Annotated in this window: 15 protein-coding genes; 8 read left to right on the forward strand and 7 right to left on the reverse strand. The window is 65.9% G+C overall.

Annotated elements, in window-relative coordinates; all coding sequences use genetic code 11:
- Positions 1 to 110: 110 nt before the first annotated feature.
- A complete protein-coding gene (locus AB4Z16_RS16075; protein ID WP_441512359.1) occupies positions 111 to 1,433 on the reverse strand; it encodes an MFS transporter in 1,323 nt (440 codons plus the stop codon).
- Between the two features lie 188 nt (positions 1,434 to 1,621).
- Positions 1,622 to 2,794, reverse strand: a complete 1,173-nt coding sequence (locus AB4Z16_RS16080) for a DUF2865 domain-containing protein (protein ID WP_441512360.1) — start codon at positions 2,792 to 2,794, stop codon at positions 1,622 to 1,624.
- Positions 2,795 to 3,055: 261 nt separating this feature from the next.
- Between AB4Z16_RS16080 and AB4Z16_RS16085 the strand changes: the two genes are divergently transcribed.
- Positions 3,056 to 4,006 (forward strand): phosphoribosylaminoimidazolesuccinocarboxamide synthase, encoded by a 951-nt coding sequence (locus AB4Z16_RS16085; RefSeq protein WP_441512361.1) that lies wholly within the window; start codon positions 3,056 to 3,058, stop codon positions 4,004 to 4,006.
- 120 nt (positions 4,007 to 4,126) lie between these two features.
- On the opposite strand, the gene AB4Z16_RS16090 is transcribed toward AB4Z16_RS16085, so the two are convergent.
- Complete coding sequence (locus AB4Z16_RS16090) at positions 4,127 to 4,624, reverse strand: MarR family winged helix-turn-helix transcriptional regulator (RefSeq protein ID WP_441512362.1); 498 nt, start codon at positions 4,622 to 4,624, stop codon at positions 4,127 to 4,129.
- Positions 4,625 to 4,656: 32 nt separating this feature from the next.
- Positions 4,657 to 5,742, reverse strand: coding sequence for a TRAP transporter substrate-binding protein (locus AB4Z16_RS16095; protein ID WP_441512363.1), 1,086 nt, complete (start codon positions 5,740 to 5,742; stop codon positions 4,657 to 4,659).
- Positions 5,743 to 5,804: 62 nt separating this feature from the next.
- Here AB4Z16_RS16095 and AB4Z16_RS16100 point away from each other — a divergent pair, with 62 nt between their 5' ends.
- The 3 genes from AB4Z16_RS16100 (at position 5,805) to AB4Z16_RS16110 (ending at position 8,029) form a co-directional block, all read left to right on the forward strand.
- Entirely contained in the window at positions 5,805 to 6,815 is a 1,011-nt protein-coding gene (locus AB4Z16_RS16100; protein WP_441512364.1) for a fumarylacetoacetate hydrolase family protein, read from the forward strand.
- An 8-nt stretch (positions 6,816 to 6,823) separates the two neighbouring features.
- Positions 6,824 to 7,402 carry a DinB family protein gene (locus AB4Z16_RS16105; protein WP_441512365.1) on the forward strand — a complete coding sequence of 193 codons (579 nt, stop codon included), beginning with the start codon at positions 6,824 to 6,826 and terminating at the stop codon, positions 7,400 to 7,402.
- A gap of 93 nt (positions 7,403 to 7,495) precedes the next feature.
- The gene (locus tag AB4Z16_RS16110) at positions 7,496 to 8,029 is read left to right on the forward strand and encodes a hypothetical protein (protein WP_441512366.1); all 534 of its coding nucleotides are present in this window, start codon (positions 7,496 to 7,498) and stop codon (positions 8,027 to 8,029) included.
- Here the strand turns inward: AB4Z16_RS16110 and AB4Z16_RS16115 are convergent.
- Complete coding sequence (locus AB4Z16_RS16115; protein WP_441512367.1) at positions 8,010 to 8,561, reverse strand: GNAT family N-acetyltransferase; 552 nt, start codon at positions 8,559 to 8,561, stop codon at positions 8,010 to 8,012. The two genes, AB4Z16_RS16110 and AB4Z16_RS16115, sit on opposite strands and share 20 nt — an antisense overlap.
- A 100-nt stretch (positions 8,562 to 8,661) precedes the next feature.
- On the opposite strand from AB4Z16_RS16115, the gene AB4Z16_RS16120 reads away from it, so the two are divergent.
- Positions 8,662 to 9,183, forward strand: a complete 522-nt coding sequence (locus AB4Z16_RS16120; RefSeq protein WP_441512368.1) for a CreA family protein — start codon at positions 8,662 to 8,664, stop codon at positions 9,181 to 9,183.
- 12 nt (positions 9,184 to 9,195) lie between these two features.
- On the opposite strand, the gene AB4Z16_RS16125 is transcribed toward AB4Z16_RS16120, so the two are convergent.
- Positions 9,196 to 9,525 (reverse strand): hypothetical protein, encoded by a 330-nt coding sequence (locus tag AB4Z16_RS16125; protein WP_441512369.1) that lies wholly within the window; start codon positions 9,523 to 9,525, stop codon positions 9,196 to 9,198.
- A 312-nt stretch (positions 9,526 to 9,837) separates the two neighbouring features.
- On the opposite strand from AB4Z16_RS16125, the gene cysS reads away from it, so the two are divergent.
- Positions 9,838 to 11,361, forward strand: a complete 1,524-nt coding sequence (cysS, locus tag AB4Z16_RS16130; RefSeq protein ID WP_441512370.1) for a cysteine--tRNA ligase — start codon at positions 9,838 to 9,840, stop codon at positions 11,359 to 11,361.
- 103 nt (positions 11,362 to 11,464) lie between these two features.
- Positions 11,465 to 13,063, forward strand: a complete 1,599-nt coding sequence (gene cimA / locus AB4Z16_RS16135; protein WP_441512371.1) for a citramalate synthase — start codon at positions 11,465 to 11,467, stop codon at positions 13,061 to 13,063.
- 125 nt (positions 13,064 to 13,188) lie between these two features.
- On the opposite strand, the gene AB4Z16_RS16140 is transcribed toward cimA, so the two are convergent.
- On the reverse strand, positions 13,189 to 13,530 hold the full coding sequence (locus tag AB4Z16_RS16140; RefSeq protein ID WP_441512372.1) for a hypothetical protein: 342 nt from the start codon (positions 13,528 to 13,530) through the stop codon (positions 13,189 to 13,191).
- A 173-nt stretch (positions 13,531 to 13,703) separates the two neighbouring features.
- Between AB4Z16_RS16140 and AB4Z16_RS16145 the strand changes: the two genes are divergently transcribed.
- Complete coding sequence (locus AB4Z16_RS16145) at positions 13,704 to 15,617, forward strand: ABCB family ABC transporter ATP-binding protein/permease (RefSeq protein WP_441512373.1); 1,914 nt, start codon at positions 13,704 to 13,706, stop codon at positions 15,615 to 15,617.
- Positions 15,618 to 15,619 lie beyond the last annotated feature (2 nt).

The raw sequence follows: 15,619 nt of genomic DNA on the forward strand, positions 1-15,619 counted from the left end.
AACCCGGAATCCACGACTGGGCGAGCTCTTGATGACGGCGCCTTGCAGCGATTTGCCCAGTCGTGGGTTCCGGGTTCAGGCCAGCCAGCCTGCCCTGGAATGACAGGGCTTCACTCGTGCCGCTCCATCGCCGAGGCGCGCTTGGTGTCGCGCATGGTCGAATAGACCAGGAACGACAGGAAGATGATCCCGGCGAGGTAGTAATAGAACCACTCTTCGTGGCCCTGCTGCTTGAAGAACAGGGCGATGGCGGGCGCCGTGCCGCCGAAGATCGAAACCGTGACCGCATAGGGCACGGCGACCCCCGTGGCGCGGATCGCCGTCGGGAAGAGTTCCGCCTTCACGACGGCATTGATCGAGGTATAGCCGGCGGTGAAGATCCAGGCGCCGCAGATCAGCAGGAAAGCCATCCACGCCGATTTCGTGCCGGCGAGCGTCATCAGGATCGGCACGGTCAGGAGCGTGCCGGCGAGGCCGAAGAACATCAGCATCGGCTTGCGGCCGATCTTGTCGGAGATCAGCCCGTAGATCGGCTGCAGCGCTGCCGCGAAGATCAGTGATCCTGCGATGACATAGGTCGTCACGATGTCGGAGAGGCCGACCGTCTGCCTGACGAAGGTCTGCATATAGGTGGTGAAGGTGTAGAAGGCGGCCGTGCCGCCGGCGGTGAGGCCGACCACGATGGCAACCTCGCGCGGATAGCGCAGCAGGCCCTTGAGCGAGCTTTCGCGCTTCATCGTGCTCTTGGCCGCCTCGAAGGCTTCGGTCTCCTGCATATGCCGCCGCATGAACATCGCGGTGACGGCGAGCAGCGCGCCGATCACGAAGGGGATGCGCCAGCCCCAGGCGACAAGCTGCTCATGCGTCAGGAAGACGTTCTGGAGCAGCAGCAGCACCAGGATCGCGGTGAGCTGGCCGCCGATCAGCGTCACATACTGGAAGCTCGAATAGAAACCGCGATGCTCGGGGTCGGCGATCTCGGAGAGATAGGTCGCGCTCGCCCCGTATTCGCCGCCGAGGCTCAGCCCCTCGATGATACGCGCCAGCGCCAGCAGGGCCGGGGCAGCGAAGCCGATCGTCGCATAGGTCGGCGTGAAGGCGATGAGGAGCGAGCCGAAGCACATCATCAGGACCGACACCATCAGCGATAGCCGCCGCCCATAGCGGTCCGCGAGATGCCCGAAGAGCCAGCCGCCGACCGGCCGCACGATGAAGCCGGCGGCGAAAAGCGTCGCGGCATTGAGCTGCTGCACGACCGGATCATGCGAAGGAAAGAAATGCGGCGCGAAATAGAGCGCAAAGGCGGTGTAGGCGTAGAAATCGTACCATTCGACGAGATTGCCGACGGAGCCGATGAAGATCGCCTTGAGGCGTCGTTTGGCGTCGTCGAGCTCGATCGGATGGGGATGCTGCGTGGTGGTCGTATCGGACATGGCGGCCTTCTGGAGCTGGGGAGCGTCAGAGGCGAGCGCGCGGCCCGAAGGGCCGTGGAAGGCAGTCTGGCGGCCTCCCGAGGGCGGCTTGATGGCTCCTTATGCGCCGGTTTTAGCCATGCGTCCAGCGGCCGGCGCGCTGTCGTCTTGCCCGCGTTCCTGCGCAAGGCGCATGGAACTTTGCCGGATCAGGGCCGGACGAGTTGCGGACTCAGATTGGGCGCGAGATTGGGCGCGACGATCCGGACGCTGCGGCGTTCTCCGGTGACGCTGCGCGACTCGCTCTTCAGCCCGTCCTTCTTGTCGAGCACCTTCTCGCCGACGATGTCGGGGCCGACACCGGCTGATTCCGTGCCCGAGGTCGGCGAGTTCTCGGATGGCATCGGCTTGTCGTCGGCGACCTCGGGCACGGTCCCGGTGGAGGTGGGAGCCGGCTGCTGTGCCGCGCCCCGCCGCTTGGCCTCCGCCTTCGGGTCGATCTTCGGGCGCGAGAGCTCGGCCGCGCGCTGCTCCGTCAGGATGACGTCACCCTTGCGCTTGTCGAGCAGATACTCGGCATTCTTTAGTGCCGCCGACCAGCTCTCGCCCTGGCCGCGGCAGGTGCAGGCCGCGTCGAAACTGCGCGTGTACTTCAGCGCGTTCGGCAGCGAAGAGTAAGGCTGCCCGGTCGAGCGCGAGGCGGCGTTCTGGACGTCGCCGCCGGCACTCATGCCGTAGGCGAGCGTTTCGACGCCGGGGCAGAGCGCCTGGCACATTTCGTCGGGATTGCCGGTGTTGTTGCTCAGCGGAAAGAAGAAGCCGTCGCAGGTTCGCACGCAGACGGTCTGCGGGCCGCCGAGGCGCGGCTTCGCCGGTTCCATCGGCTGCTCCGGGTCGAGTTCCGGCATGGTCGAATCGATCTCGCCGCCGCGGCGGGGCTCGATCCCGAAGATCGTCTCGAAGAAGCCGCGCGGCTGCGCCCGGCAATTGTTGTTGATCGCAGCGGCGAGCTGGGCGCGCCGCTGCTCGACCCCGCCGCTCTGCGCCTGCCGCTGCAGCGCCGCATATTGCGACTGCAGCTGGCCGAGCTGGGCGCGGATCGCACCGCATTGCGGCGGGCCCGAATCGAAAATGCCGAAAGAACGCTCGCAGCCCATCGCGCGATATTGCCCGTTGAGCTGCGAAAGCTGGGCGCCGACACGTTCGGCGGCCTGGGCAGCGCGCGGGTCGCCGCCGCTGCGGCCTTGCAGGCTTTCGAGTTCCGACCGCCAGGCGTCGCAGGAAGGCGATTGCGCTGCGGCAGGCCCGCTGAGGGCTGCGAGCGCCAGCAGCGCCATGCTGAAACGTCTGGAAAGTCGCAGGATCATCGCAGGTCGGGTCACGCCATCCATGGTCGAAAGCCGGTTTGCCGGCTCCGCCCAACAACACCCGCCAAACACGACGGAACTATGGAGCGGCCTGCGTCGGTGCGCCGCGGACCTGGCTCCCGCTCGAGGCTTCGCATGCCATATTCGGGCCGTTGCAGCAATCGGGGGAAGCACATGCCGCCGCGGTGGTGGAAAACGCGCGCTTTCGCTAGAAGGACTGCCTGAACGGCGCTCCGGCGCCTGTCCGCGCGCTCCGTCAAAGAGGCAAGCTCCGCCATGTCCGATTATCTGCCTCTTCACGAAGCCGTCATTCCGGAACTGCCGAACTACTATCGCGGCAAGGTCCGCGAGAATTACGATTTGCCGGATGGCCGCCGCATCCTGATCTCGACCGACCGGCTCTCGGCCTTCGACCGCGCGATCGCGTCGATTCCACTCAAGGGCCAGGTGCTGACCCAGACGGCGCGCTACTGGTTCGAGCAGACCGCCGATATCTGTCCCAATCACGTGCTCGAATATCCCGATCCCAACGTCGTCGTCGGCACGCGCCTCGAGATCCTGCCGGTCGAGATCGTCGTGCGCGGCTATCTGGCCGGGACGACCGGCACCTCGATCCTGACGCTCTACAAGCAGGGTCAGCGCGATATGTACGGCATCACCCTGCCGGACGGCCTGCGCGACAATCAGGAGCTTCCGGAGGCGATCATCACGCCGACGAGCAAGGCCTTCGACGGCGGCCATGACGAGCCGCTCTCCGAGCACCAGATCGTCGAGGGCGGACTGCTGACGCAGGAGCAATGGGACACCGTCTCGGCTTACGCGCTCGCACTCTTCGCGCGTGGCCGGAAGCTCGCCCGCGAGCGCGGCCTCATCCTCGCCGACACCAAATACGAGTTCGGCACCGACGCCGAGGGGCGCATCCTCCTCGCCGACGAGATCCACACGCCGGATTCGAGCCGCTACTGGTTCGCGGAAAGCTATCCGGCCCGCTTCGCCGCCGGCGAGAAGCCCGAATCCTTCGACAAGGATTTCGTGCGCAACTGGGTGGTCGCCCGCTGCGACCCCTACAAGGAAGCGCTGCCACCGATCCCGCAGGAGCTGATCGACCAGACCTCGGCGGTCTATGTCCGCGCCTTCGAGACGATCACCGGACAGCCCTTCGCCTATCCGCCAGAGGGGGAGGATCCGCTGCCGCGGATCAGGCGCAATCTGGCGCAGTATTTCTAGGGGCGCTGCGGGAATGCACGTCATTCTCGGGCTTGACCCGAGAATCTCAGGCCGGACGAAGCTCGGAGCCTCCGCGTCACGAGATGCTCGGGTCAAGCCCGAGCATGACGGCCGTTACCTTCAGGCCCCGTCCTCGTCGCGATAGCCGCCGGCGAGATGCCGGCCGCGCTCGGTCAGGATCGACAGCACGCGCTCGAACACCTTGAGCTCGTCGGGGGAGATATCCTCGACCCAGCGCGCCTCGAAGCCGAGCGCGAGCGGCACGATCTGGTCGTAGATGCGCTTGCCCGCCGCAGTCAGCGTCACGAAGGATTCACGCCGGTCCTGCCGGTTCTCGGCGCGCGAGACGAGGCCCCGCTTCTCCAGCTCGCTGACGGCGCGCGAGACCTTGGTCTTGTGCATCTGGGCGAGCTCGCCGATGTCGCGTGAGGTCAGCTTGCCGAATTCGCCGAGCTGCGCCACCACCCGCCATTCCGGGATGCCGATGCCGAAATGCTCGCCATAGATGCGGCCGAGCGCGCGGCCGCCCAGCGTGCCGACCACGTTGAGGCGATAAGGCAGGAAGCGCTCCAGATGGAGCGCCTTGGTCTCGGGATCAGTGGGTGGTTTCGTCGTCATGGCGATGCGATCTAGCGATGAAAAGGCGCGCCTCAGCGCGCCTTCAGCCGGTTCATGAAGCTGTCGTACGAAAGCTCTGCCACCTGCCACCAGAGCAGGTTCTCGCCGCGGAAGGCGACCATGGAGTCGTATCCCTTCTTGAAGTCCGGGCTCTTGGCGCTGGTCTCGGCGTAATATTCCTCGGCCGCCTTGAGCGCGGCCTCCATGACTGGCAGCGGGAAGCCGCGCAGCTGCGCGCCCTGCGCCACCAGCCGGCGCAGGCCGCCGGGATTCACGAAGTCGTACTTCGCCAGCATCCAGTTGTTGGCGGCTTCGCAGGCGTTCTGGACGATGGCCTGGTAATGCTTCGGCAGCTTGCTCCAGGCGTCCTTGCCGATGATGAGATGCAGCATCGCGCCGCCCTCCCACCAGCCGGGGTAGTAGTAGTATTTCGCGACGCGGATGAAGCCGAGCTTCTCGTCGTCATAGGGGCCGACGAACTCGGCAGCGTCGATCGTGCCGCGCTCCAGCGCCGGATACACGTCGCCGGGCGCAATCTGCGTCGGCACCACGCCGAGCTTGGCGAGCACCGCCCCGCCCATGCCGCCGATGCGGAACTTCAGGCCCTTGAGGTCGTCGAGGCCGGCGAGTTCCTTGCGGAAGAAGCCGCCCATCTGGCAGCCCGAATTGCCGCAGGGGATGGAATAGGCGTTGAAGCGGTCGAGCACGCCGTTCACGATCTGCTCGCCGCCGCCGAAATACCACCAGCTATGCTGCTGGCGGGCATTGAGGCCGAAGGGGATGCCGGTGCCCAAGCCGAGCGTCGGATCCTTGCCGATATAGAAATAGGTCGGCGAATGCGCGCATTCGACAGTTCCCGAAGACACCGCATCGAGCGCCTGCAGGCCGGGGACGATCTCGCCGGGAGCGAAGACCTGGATGTCGAACTTGCCGTCCGTCGCCTCGGATACGTATTTCGAGAACTGCTGCGCGGTGCCGAAGATGGTGTCGAGCGACTTCGGGAAGCTCGACGTCAACCGCCATTTCACCTCGGGCTGCGACTGGGCGATCGCCGGCATCGCGACGGTCGTCGCGGCGGCGGCGAGTGCCCCCGTTTTCAAAAAGCTGCGACGTTCCATATGGTCTCCTCCCGAAGGCTCGTTGCGTCCTTATTGGCGCGTCCGGGAAGGAATGGAAAGAGATGAAGCTCGCTTCGCTTACGCATGGCCGAGATGGCCGCCTCGTCATCGTCTCGCGGGATCTGACCCGTGCGACCGACGCCTTCCCGGTCGTCGCGACCCTGCAGGCCGCGCTGGACGACTGGAAGCGCCTCGCCCCGCGCCTCGCCGACCTGGCCGAGGGTTTGGAGCACGGCTCGGTGCCGTCCTTCCGCTTCCATGAACATGACTGCGCTGCGCCGTTGCCGCGCGCCTATCAATGGCTCGACGGCTCCGCCTATGTGAACCATGTCGATCTCGTCCGGAAGGCGAGGGGGGCGACCATGCCCGAGAGCTTCTGGACCGATCCGCTGATGTATCAGGGCGGCAGCGACGCGCCGCTCGGTCCGCGCCAGGCGATCCAGGCCCGCAGCGAGGAGGACGGCATCGATTTCGAGGCGGAGATCGCGGTCGTCACCGACGACGTGCCGATGGGCGCGAGCCGGGAGGATGCGCTCGCCCGCATCCGCCTCGTCATGCTCGCAAACGACGTGAGCTTGCGGAATCGGATTCCGAGCGAACTGGCGAAAGGCTTTGGATTCGTTCAGTCAAAGCCGTCTTCGGCCTTCTCGCCGGTCGCCGTCACGCCTGAAGAACTCGGCGCGGCCTGGCGGGATGGAAAGCTCCATCTGCCGCTGCTGACGCAGGTCAACGGCACCCCCTTCGGCAAGCCCGATGCCGGCGCCGACATGACCTTCGACTTCGGCACGCTGGTGGCGCATGCCGCCGCTACGCGCCGGCTTTCGGCCGGCACGATCATCGGCTCCGGCACGGTCTCGAACCGCGATGCCGATGGCGGGCCGGGCCGGCCGGTGGCGGCGGGCGGCCTCGGCTATGCCTGCATCGCCGAGCAGCGCATGGTCGAGACGATCCTTCAGGGCGAACCGAAGACGCCCTTCCTGCGTTTCGGCGACACGGTTCGCATCGAGATGAAGGATGCCGCCGGGTACTCCATCTTCGGCGCGATCGAACAGGAGATCCTGCCACATGTCTGAGCCGCGCGATGTCTGAAAACGCGAGCCGGCGCGGGCCGCTGAGCGCCCATTTCCGCAAGATGGCGCATAACAACGCCTGGGCGAACTGGCGGCTGCTCTCGGCTTGCATGCGGCTGGACGACGACGCCTTCAAGGCAACGCGCACGAGCTTCTTTCCCTCGCTGCGCGAGACGTTGAATCACAATCTGATGGTCGATCTCTACTATATCGATGCGCTCGAGCGTGGCGGGCTCGGCCGGCAGGTCTTCGAACGCTTCCGGCCCTTCGAGGCGCCGGCGCTGTTCCAGGCGCAGAGCGCAGCCGATCGCCGCCTCATCGCCGTCTGCGATGGGCTTTCGGACGCTGCGCTCGATGCGACCGTCGCTACGGACCGCGGCGAGCATGGCGCGGTCGAGGAGCGGATCGACGATCTGCTGGCGCATCTCTTCCAGCACCAGATCCACCATCGCGGCCAGGCCCATGCGATGCTGTCCGGGACCGACATCGCGCCACCCCAGCTCGACGAATATTTCCTGCTCTACGATTCGCAGCAGACGCGCGTCGAGCTGCGCCGCCTCGACCTGCTGCCGCCGGAAGTGCTGCTTTGAGCAGGGAAGGGGTTTGCCGTGCTTGGCGGCGGCCCGCACGCCGGATAACCTGACCCACGAAGCGCCGATGCCTGCCGCGAGAAACGAGCCGCCATGATCGAGACCGTGCCGTTCTATTCGACCATCGTCCCGCTCGCCTTCTTCATCTGGGGGCCAGTGCTGGTGGTGGTGCTGTTCTGGGCGGTCGGCTTCTGGTCGAGCCGGCAGGGCGTGCCGCGCATGCTGGAGAGCGACTGGGACGGCTACAACGTCGCCGATGTCGAGAAGCTGTTCTCGCTCTATGGCGAGACGAGGCGGGCGCGCTATCGCAATCGCGTGCTGCCCGCAGATGTTGCTTGCGCCTTCACCTATGCGATCGTTGGCGCGCTGCTGATCGCCGGCCTCGCCACGCGCGGCCAGCCCTGGTGGGTGGCGGCGCTCTGCGGCGGCGGCTGGTTCCTGGGCGGCCTCTGCGACGTTGCCGAGAATTTCGCCGTGGCGCGCCTGCTCGACCGTTATCCGCAGGTCGATAGCGGCAATGTCGCCTTCGCCAGCACGATGACGCGGATGAAGCTCGTCCTGTTCGCGCTCGGCGTGGTCGGCGCGCTCGTGGCGGCCTATCTCGTCTTCAAGCCTCTGGCGGCCTGAGCTTCGGCCACGCGCCGCGCTTGAGCCACAGCCGCGCCGCCGGAACCGGCGGATCGCCGATGAGGATGCGGGGGTCCGTCGGCGCCGCCGCGAAGCCCAGCCGCCCGGCCAGACGCAGCGAGGCGGCGTTGAGCGGATGGGTCGTGATCCCGATCATGGGGAAGCCGAGCGTGCCGAAGCCGTAGTCGAGGAGGCAGGCCGCGGCTTCGCCGGCATAGCCCCGCCCCCAATGCCGCACCGCGAAACGGTAGCTGATCTGCACATCCTCCGCCGCGTCGCCGTCGGGAATGAGCCCGACATAGCCGGTGAATTCTCGAGGGTTCGCCTTGGCGAAGACCGACCAGTAGCCCAGCCCGCGCTCGACATGGTTGAAGCTGCGCGCGGCGACGGCCTCCCGCCCCATGGCTGGGTCTCCGACCGCCGCGATATGGCGCATCACCTGCGGGTCGGCGTTCATGCGCATGACGGCCTCGATATCCGCAAGCCGGCGCGGGCGCAGCAGCAGCCTTTCGCTTTCCAGTTCCGGCAGCACGCGGCGATCCTCTTCCCGGCGGTTGCAGCGCAATACTCTGGTGCAGCGGTGCAGGGCTTCCCATATCGTGCCGGGCGCCGATCTGGAACGCGCCGGGAGAATGAGAATGCTGCTTCGCCGTTGGGTCTTGGCCGCGCTGGCCGTCACCCTGTCAGGAGGTTTGTTGTCGCCCGCGACGGCTCAGGAGGACCTGATCTTCCGCAAGTCGACCGTCTGGAAGATGCTGACCCCGAACGACAAGCTCGCCGTCTACGGCGTCGACGATCCCATCGTCGAGGGTGTGGCCTGCCACTATACGGTGCCCGAGAAGGGTGGCGTTTCCGGCATGTTCGGCGTGGCCGAGGAGGTCTCGGAGGTCTCGCTGGCCTGCCGCCAGATCGGGCCGATCAAGTTCAAGGAAAAGGCGGAGCAGGGCGATGTCGTCTTCCGTGAGCGCCGCTCGCTGGTCTGGAAGAAGATGCAGATCGTGCGCGGCTGCGACACCAAGCGCAACGTGCTGGTCTATCTGGTCTACACCGACAAGCTGATCGACGGCTCGCCGCAGAACTCGACCTCGACCGTGCCGATCATGCCCTGGGGGACGTCCGGCGAGCCGCCGAAATGCTCGGAGTGGATTCGCTGATCGGCCTGCGGGTCAGTTGCTGCAGGTGATGCTGAGCGGCTGCTCTGCCACCTGGGCCGGGCTTGGGCGGGCGACCGTGCCGGTGAAATCCTCGCGATCGGCCACGCCGAAGGCGACCGCCTTGCCGAAGCCCTGAGACTCGCACCACGCATTGGCGACGATCTTGCCGCATTCGGCCTTCGTCGAGATGCAGTCGGCGACGCCATAGCCGTCGCTGGCGGGGATCAGGAAGGTTCGCGGCTCGTTTGCGGCGGCGACCGAACGGCTGGACGGCATGATCGAGAGCGAGATGCCGGCGGCGACGATCCCGAGCAGTCCGACGAAAGCCACGGCGCGGCGCATGAAATCTGGTTCCTGATGAAGACGGGCGGAGAACCCGTGAATCGGGAGGATGGTTCCGGGCGGTTAAATTTGCGTGAATTGCGGCCGAAATGTTGCGCCGCAACAAATAGGGCGCCCTCTTGACGCAAGGCCTGTGGACAGGCAATCACTTTCCATCATGACGCGAGCCGCCATCAACAGCCCTTGCATTATTTGCCGCTAGCTTTCGCTGGCCGGCTGCTCACGTCCTCGTCCTGAAAACGAACCGACAAAAGCGCCCCGGCCAGCGGCCAGGTCTTTTCTCGTATTTCGCCGTTTCGTTCGTTCCAGGATTTGCCCCCGATGTCGCCGACCCTGAGGCTCCACAACACGCTGACGCGGACGAAGCAGGACTTCGCGCCGATCGATCCGTCGAATGTCCGCATGTATGTTTGCGGCCCGACGGTCTACGACTACGCCCATATCGGCAATGCCCGCCCGGTCATCGTCTTCGACGTGCTCTACCGGCTGCTGCGCCACATCTATGGGGCGGAGCGTGTCACCTATGCTCGCAACCTCACGGACGTCGACGACAAGATCAACGCCCGCGCTGCCCGCGACTTTCCCGGCCTGCCGCTGAACGAGGCGATCGCGCAGGTCACACGGGCGACGACGGCGCAGTTCCATCATGACGTGGATGCGCTCGGCAATTTGCGCCCGACGGCGGAGCCCCGCGCCACCGACCATATCGAGGAGATGAAGGCGATCATCGAGCGCCTGATCGCGCGTGGCGTCGCCTATGTCGCCGAGGAGCATGTGCTTTTCCATGTTCCGGCAGCGTCGCATCTCGCCAAGGCGCCGAAATACGGCACGCTCGCCCGCCGATCGCTTGACGAGATGCTGGCCGGTGCCCGCGTCGACGTCGCACCGTACAAGCGCGACTCCATGGATTTCGTGCTGTGGAAGCCGAGCCGTGACGGCATCGATCCCGGCTGGCCGTCGCCGGCCGGCATCGCCACGCCCGGCCGGCCCGGCTGGCATATCGAATGCTCGGCCATGTCGATGGCGAAGCTGCTCTCGCCCTTCGGCGGCGGCCTTGCATGCGACGATCCGGCGAAGAACGTCTTCGACATCCATGGCGGCGGCATCGACCTCGTCTTCCCGCACCATGAGAACGAGATCGCCCAATCCTGCTGCGCCTTCGGCGGCGGGGAAGGGCAGCCGCTCATGGCCAATATCTGGATGCATAACGGCTTCCTGCAGGTCGAGGGCGAGAAGATGTCGAAGTCCCTCGGCAACTTCGTCACGATCCATGAGCTGCTGGAGACTGACGCGTTCGGCGGCCGCAAATGGCCGGGCGAAGTGCTGCGTCTCGCGATGCTGAAGACGCATTACCGCCAGCCGATCGACTGGACGGTGAAGGCGCTGGAGGAGGCGGAGCGTAAGTTGCGCCAATGGGTAGCGCAGATCGAGTTCAACGAAATTTCGGAGGATCAGGTCGCTCTGCCGCCGGAATTCGTCGAAGCGCTTGCGGATGATCTGAATTTTGCCGAGGCAATGAAAGCAATCGAGGGGGCGCTCAAGGATGGAACTGGCCAGCGCACTCTTGTCGCGATGCTGGAACTGGTCGGGATCGATATCTGGAAATTCGCTCGCGAAGAGGCAGAGCGAAACAGCGCAGCCCTGCGCGCAGAGGAAGAAGCTGCGGGAGTGGACGTCGAGGTGCTGATCGCCGCCCGCCTCGCCGCCCGCCGCGCGAAGAACTTCGCCGAGTCCGATCGCATCCGCGATGAGCTGACCGCCATGGGCATCGCGCTCAAGGACGGCAAGGACCCCGCCACCGGCGAGCCGACGACCAGCTGGGAGGTGAAGCGATGAGCCCGAAAATCCGCCCCGCCGGCTCGCTCTCCTTCGCCATCAAGATGGTCATGCTGGCGATGGTCGTGCCGCGCGTTGTCCGCTTCAAACTGAGGCGGGAGCGATGAGCGCGCCCCGCGTTCATCTCTTCGACACGACGTTGCGCGACGGGGCGCAGACCACCGGAGTCGATTTCTCGCTCGACGACAAGCGCGCCGTCGCCGCGCTGCTCGACCGGCTCGGCGTCGATTATGTCGAGGGCGGCTATCCTGGCGCCAATCCGCTCGACACCGCCTTCTTCGAGGAGAAGGCGACCACGCAGGCGAAGTTCGCCGCCTTCGGCATGACCAAGCGGGCAGGGCGCTCCGCTGCCAACGACCCCGGCATCGCCGCGCTGCTGGCGGCGAAAGCCGATGCGATCGTCTTCGTTGCGAAGAGCTGGGACTACCATGTCCATGTCGCGCTCGAGATTTCACTGGAAGAAAACCTTGCCGGCATCCGCGAGAGCGTCGAGGCCGCGAAGGCCGCGGGTCGCGAGGTGATGCTCGATTGCGAGCACTTCTTCGACGGCTACAAGGCCAATCCCGACTACGCGCTCGCCTGTGCCCGCACGGCCTATGAGGCCGGCGCCCGCTGGGTCGTGCTGTGCGACACCAATGGCGGCACGCTGCCCGACGAGGTCGGCGCCATCGTCCGCGAGGTCGCCAAGGTCGTCCCGGGTGACAATCTCGGCATCCACGCCCATGACGATTGCGGCTGCGCCGTCGCCAATTCGCTCGCGGCGGTCGAGGCCGGCGCCCGGCAGATCCAGGGCACGCTGAACGGGCTGGGCGAGCGCTGCGGCAATGCCAATCTCGTCACGCTGATCGGCGCGCTGAAGCTCAAGGAGCGCTATCGCGACCGTTTCGAACTCGGCGTCAGCGAAGACCAGCTCGGGGAGCTCACCCATGTCTCGCGCGCGCTCGACGAGATGCTGAACCGCGCGCCGAACCGCCACGCGCCCTTCGTCGGCGCCTCGGCCTTCGCGACCAAGGCCGGCATCCACGCTTCTGCCGTGCTCAAGGATCCGCGCACCTATGAGCATGTCGCGCCGGAGGCGACCGGCAACATGCGCAAGGTCCTGATCTCCGATCAGGGCGGCAAGTCGAACCTCGTCGCTGAGCTGGAACGCATCGGCGTCACGCTCGGCCGCGACGATCCGCGGCTCAACCGCGTGCTGCAGGAGGTCAAGGACAAGGAAGCGCAGGGCTACGCCTTCGAGGGCGCCGATGCCTCCTTCTTCCTGCTGGTGAAGCGCATTCTCGGCGAGGTGCCGGACTACTTCGCGGTCGAGCGCTTCGCCGTGAATGTGGAACGCCGCTACAACGCGCTGGGCGAGCTCGTCACCTTCTCCGAGGCGATCGTCAAGGTGAAGGTCGGTGACGACCTGCTGATCTCGGCGGCGGAGGGCGATGCCGGCCCGGTCAACGCGCTCGATATCGCCTTGCGCAAGGATCTCGGCCGTTACCAGTCGCTGATCGAGGGGTTGCGCCTGGTCGACTACAAGGTGCGTGTCTTCCAGGGCGGCACCGACGCTGTGACCCGCGTGCTGATAGAGTCGGGCGACGAGACCGGCGAGCGCTGGACGACGGTCGGCGTCAGCGCCAACATCATCGACGCCTCGTTCCAGGCGCTGGTCGACTCGATCACCTACAAGCTGGTGAAGGCCGGCGCGACGGCTTGAAACCTCGCGCCGTCATGCTCGGGCTTGACCCGAGCATCTCTTACCGATGAAGGCGCTGGAACCTCCATTGTCCCGAGCTTCTCGGGTCTGCGCTTCGCTCCGCCCGAGAATGACGGGGTTCAGCCTCACTCCGTCAGGCGGATGACGCGATCCTTGCACAGGTCCATGTCGGCGTCGCTCGAGGCTTCGTCTTCGAACCGCGCCTGAACCGTATAGGAACAGCCCTGCGGCTTGTTGAGCTTGAGTGCGACGCTCTTGCCGGGCGCCAGCGGCTTGGCGAGCTTGGCGACGAGGCGTTGCTGGTCTCCGGGCGTCGCGATCTCGAAACTGTTGAGCGGAACGCTGCGCTGGTTGCTGATGGTGATCTGCGCATGCGGTTTGCCGGACTGCGCGGTGGCGGGCAGGATGGCGAGCATGAGCGCGGCGGCGGCGCCTAGCCCCTTGGCGACAAGATGTTGATCTCTCATGGTTGTTTCTGTCCCCGATCCCGAGCGTCGAACGCTCTGGCAGGATCAGACACCGGGCTTTCGACGAGAGCAAGGCGGCTTTCAGGCGAGACCGCAACGGATGGCGATGCGATCCCGCATGCATCGGCGCGCAATTGGGTCTATACGGGCGCGCCAACTGGAATCGTTTGAAAATGTCCGCGCCGTCAGCGCCCCCTCCGGCGTCGAGCTTCCACCGTTCTGCCGCCATCCAGCCGGGCTCCGGCTTCTTCGCGACCTTCCGCGCGCTCTGGCCCTATCTCTGGCCGGCGGAACGTGCCGACCTGCGCAGCCGCGTCGTCGCGGCCTTCGCCCTGATGTTGTGCGGGCGGCTGGTGCTGATGGGCGTGCCCTTCACCTTCAAATGGATAACGGACGCGCTCGCCGGCACCTATTCCAATCTTGAGAAATGGCTTCCCTGGCTGGTCGGCGCACCGCTGGCCTTGACGGTCCTCTATGGTCTGGCCCGCGTCGGCGCAGCCGCCTTCGTCCAGATGCGCGACGCCATTTTCGCGCCGGTCTTCATGCATGCGGTGCGGACGCTTGCATTGCAAACCTTCGGCCATCTCCACCATCTCTCGCTGCGCTTCCATCTGGAGCGCAAGACGGGCGGGCTCACCCGCGTGCTGGAGCGCGGCCGCAACGGCATCGAGGAGATGGTGCGCCTCGGCCTCAACCAACTCGTGCCGGTGATCATCGAGGTCGTGCTGATCATCGCCGTGCTGCTGTACCTGTTCGACTGGCGCTATGTCGTGGTGCTGGTGACGATGGTCACGGCCTACATGACCTACACCATCAAGGCGACGGAGTGGCGCATCGCCATCCGCTCGGCGATGAACGAGTCGGATACCGACGCCAATGCCAAGGCAATCGACTCGCTGCTCAACTACGAGACGGTGAAGTATTTCGGCGCCGAGGCGCGCGAGACCGCGCGCTACGACCAGTCGATGGCGCGCTACGAGCGTAATTCGATCAAGTCCTACACCTCGCTTGCCTGGCTCAATTTCGGCCAGGCCGCGATCTTCGCGGTGGGGCTGACGCTGTCGATGGTGATGGCGGTGCGCGGTTTTCAGGCCGGCACCAACACGGTCGGCGATCTCATCCTGATCAACGCGATGCTGATCCAACTCTATTTGCCGCTGAATTTCATGGGCACCGTCTATCGCGAGATCAAGCAGGCGACGCTCGACATCGCCCAGATGTTCTCGCTGATCGGCCGCGACCCCGAGATCCAGGACAAGCCCGGCGCGAAGCCGCTGCAGGTCCCTGCCGGCGAGGTCGCCTTCGAGGACGTGCATTTCGCCTATGTGCCGGAGCGGCCGATCCTGCGCGGCGTCTCGTTCAAGGTCCTGCCGGGGCAAACGGTTGCGATCGTTGGCCCGTCGGGCGCCGGCAAGTCGACGATCTCGCGCCTGCTCTTCCGCTTCTACGAGCCGCAGAAGGGCCGCATCCTGATCGACGGCCAGCCTATCGCCGATATCCAGCAGGTCTCCCTGCGCGCCGCCATCGGCATGGTCCCGCAGGACACGGTGCTGTTCAACGACACCATCGAATACAACATCCGCTATGGCCGCCCCGATGCGACGGCGGAGGAGGTCGAGGAGGCCGCTCGCCTCGCCCAGATCGACCGCTTCATCCGCCTCTTGCCGGAGGGCTATGCGACATCGGTCGGCGAGCGCGGCCTCAAGCTCTCGGGCGGCGAGAAGCAGCGCGTCGCCATCGCCAGGACGATCCTGAAGGGGCCGCCGGTGCTCGTCCTTGACGAGGCGACTTCGGCGCTCGATTCCTTCACGGAAAAGGAAATCCAGGACGCGCTCGACCGGGTCAGCGAGGGCCGCACGACCCTCGTCATCGCGCATCGGCTCTCGACCGTGGTGAATGCCGACGAGATCATCGTGCTCGACAAGGGCGTCATCGTCGAACGCGGCCATCATCGCGACCTGCTCGCCGCGGACGGCGTCTATGCCGCGATGTGGAACCGCCAGCGCGAGGTCGACGAGGCCAAGGCCACGCTCCAGCGCGCCACCGAGGCGGAAGGCGAGAGCGTCAGGGTGAGCCTGGCCACATAGCG

It is taken from the genome of Allobosea sp. TAF32 (assembly GCF_052113585.1).
Taxonomy (GTDB): Bacteria; Pseudomonadota; Alphaproteobacteria; order Rhizobiales; family Beijerinckiaceae; genus Allobosea.

Bases quoted from the DNA above. Each gene is read 5' to 3' on its own strand.
- AB4Z16_RS16075 (WP_441512359.1), bottom strand. From the start codon at position 1,433: ATGTCCGATACGACCACCACGCAGCATCCCCATCCGATCGAGCTCGAC.
- AB4Z16_RS16085 (WP_441512361.1), top strand. From the start codon at position 3,056: ATGTCCGATTATCTGCCTCTTCACGAAGCCGTCATTCCGGAACTGCCG.
- AB4Z16_RS16090 (WP_441512362.1), bottom strand. From the start codon at position 4,624: ATGACGACGAAACCACCCACTGATCCCGAGACCAAGGCGCTCCATCTG.
- AB4Z16_RS16095 (WP_441512363.1), bottom strand. From the start codon at position 5,742: ATGGAACGTCGCAGCTTTTTGAAAACGGGGGCACTCGCCGCCGCCGCG.
- AB4Z16_RS16100 (WP_441512364.1), top strand. From the start codon at position 5,805: ATGAAGCTCGCTTCGCTTACGCATGGCCGAGATGGCCGCCTCGTCATC.
- AB4Z16_RS16105 (WP_441512365.1), top strand. From the start codon at position 6,824: ATGTCTGAAAACGCGAGCCGGCGCGGGCCGCTGAGCGCCCATTTCCGC.
- AB4Z16_RS16110 (WP_441512366.1), top strand. From the start codon at position 7,496: ATGATCGAGACCGTGCCGTTCTATTCGACCATCGTCCCGCTCGCCTTC.
- AB4Z16_RS16120 (WP_441512368.1), top strand. From the start codon at position 8,662: ATGAGAATGCTGCTTCGCCGTTGGGTCTTGGCCGCGCTGGCCGTCACC.
- AB4Z16_RS16125 (WP_441512369.1), bottom strand. From the start codon at position 9,525: ATGCGCCGCGCCGTGGCTTTCGTCGGACTGCTCGGGATCGTCGCCGCC.
- cimA (WP_441512371.1), top strand. From the start codon at position 11,465: ATGAGCGCGCCCCGCGTTCATCTCTTCGACACGACGTTGCGCGACGGG.
- AB4Z16_RS16140 (WP_441512372.1), bottom strand. From the start codon at position 13,530: ATGAGAGATCAACATCTTGTCGCCAAGGGGCTAGGCGCCGCCGCCGCG.
- AB4Z16_RS16145 (WP_441512373.1), top strand. From the start codon at position 13,704: ATGTCCGCGCCGTCAGCGCCCCCTCCGGCGTCGAGCTTCCACCGTTCT.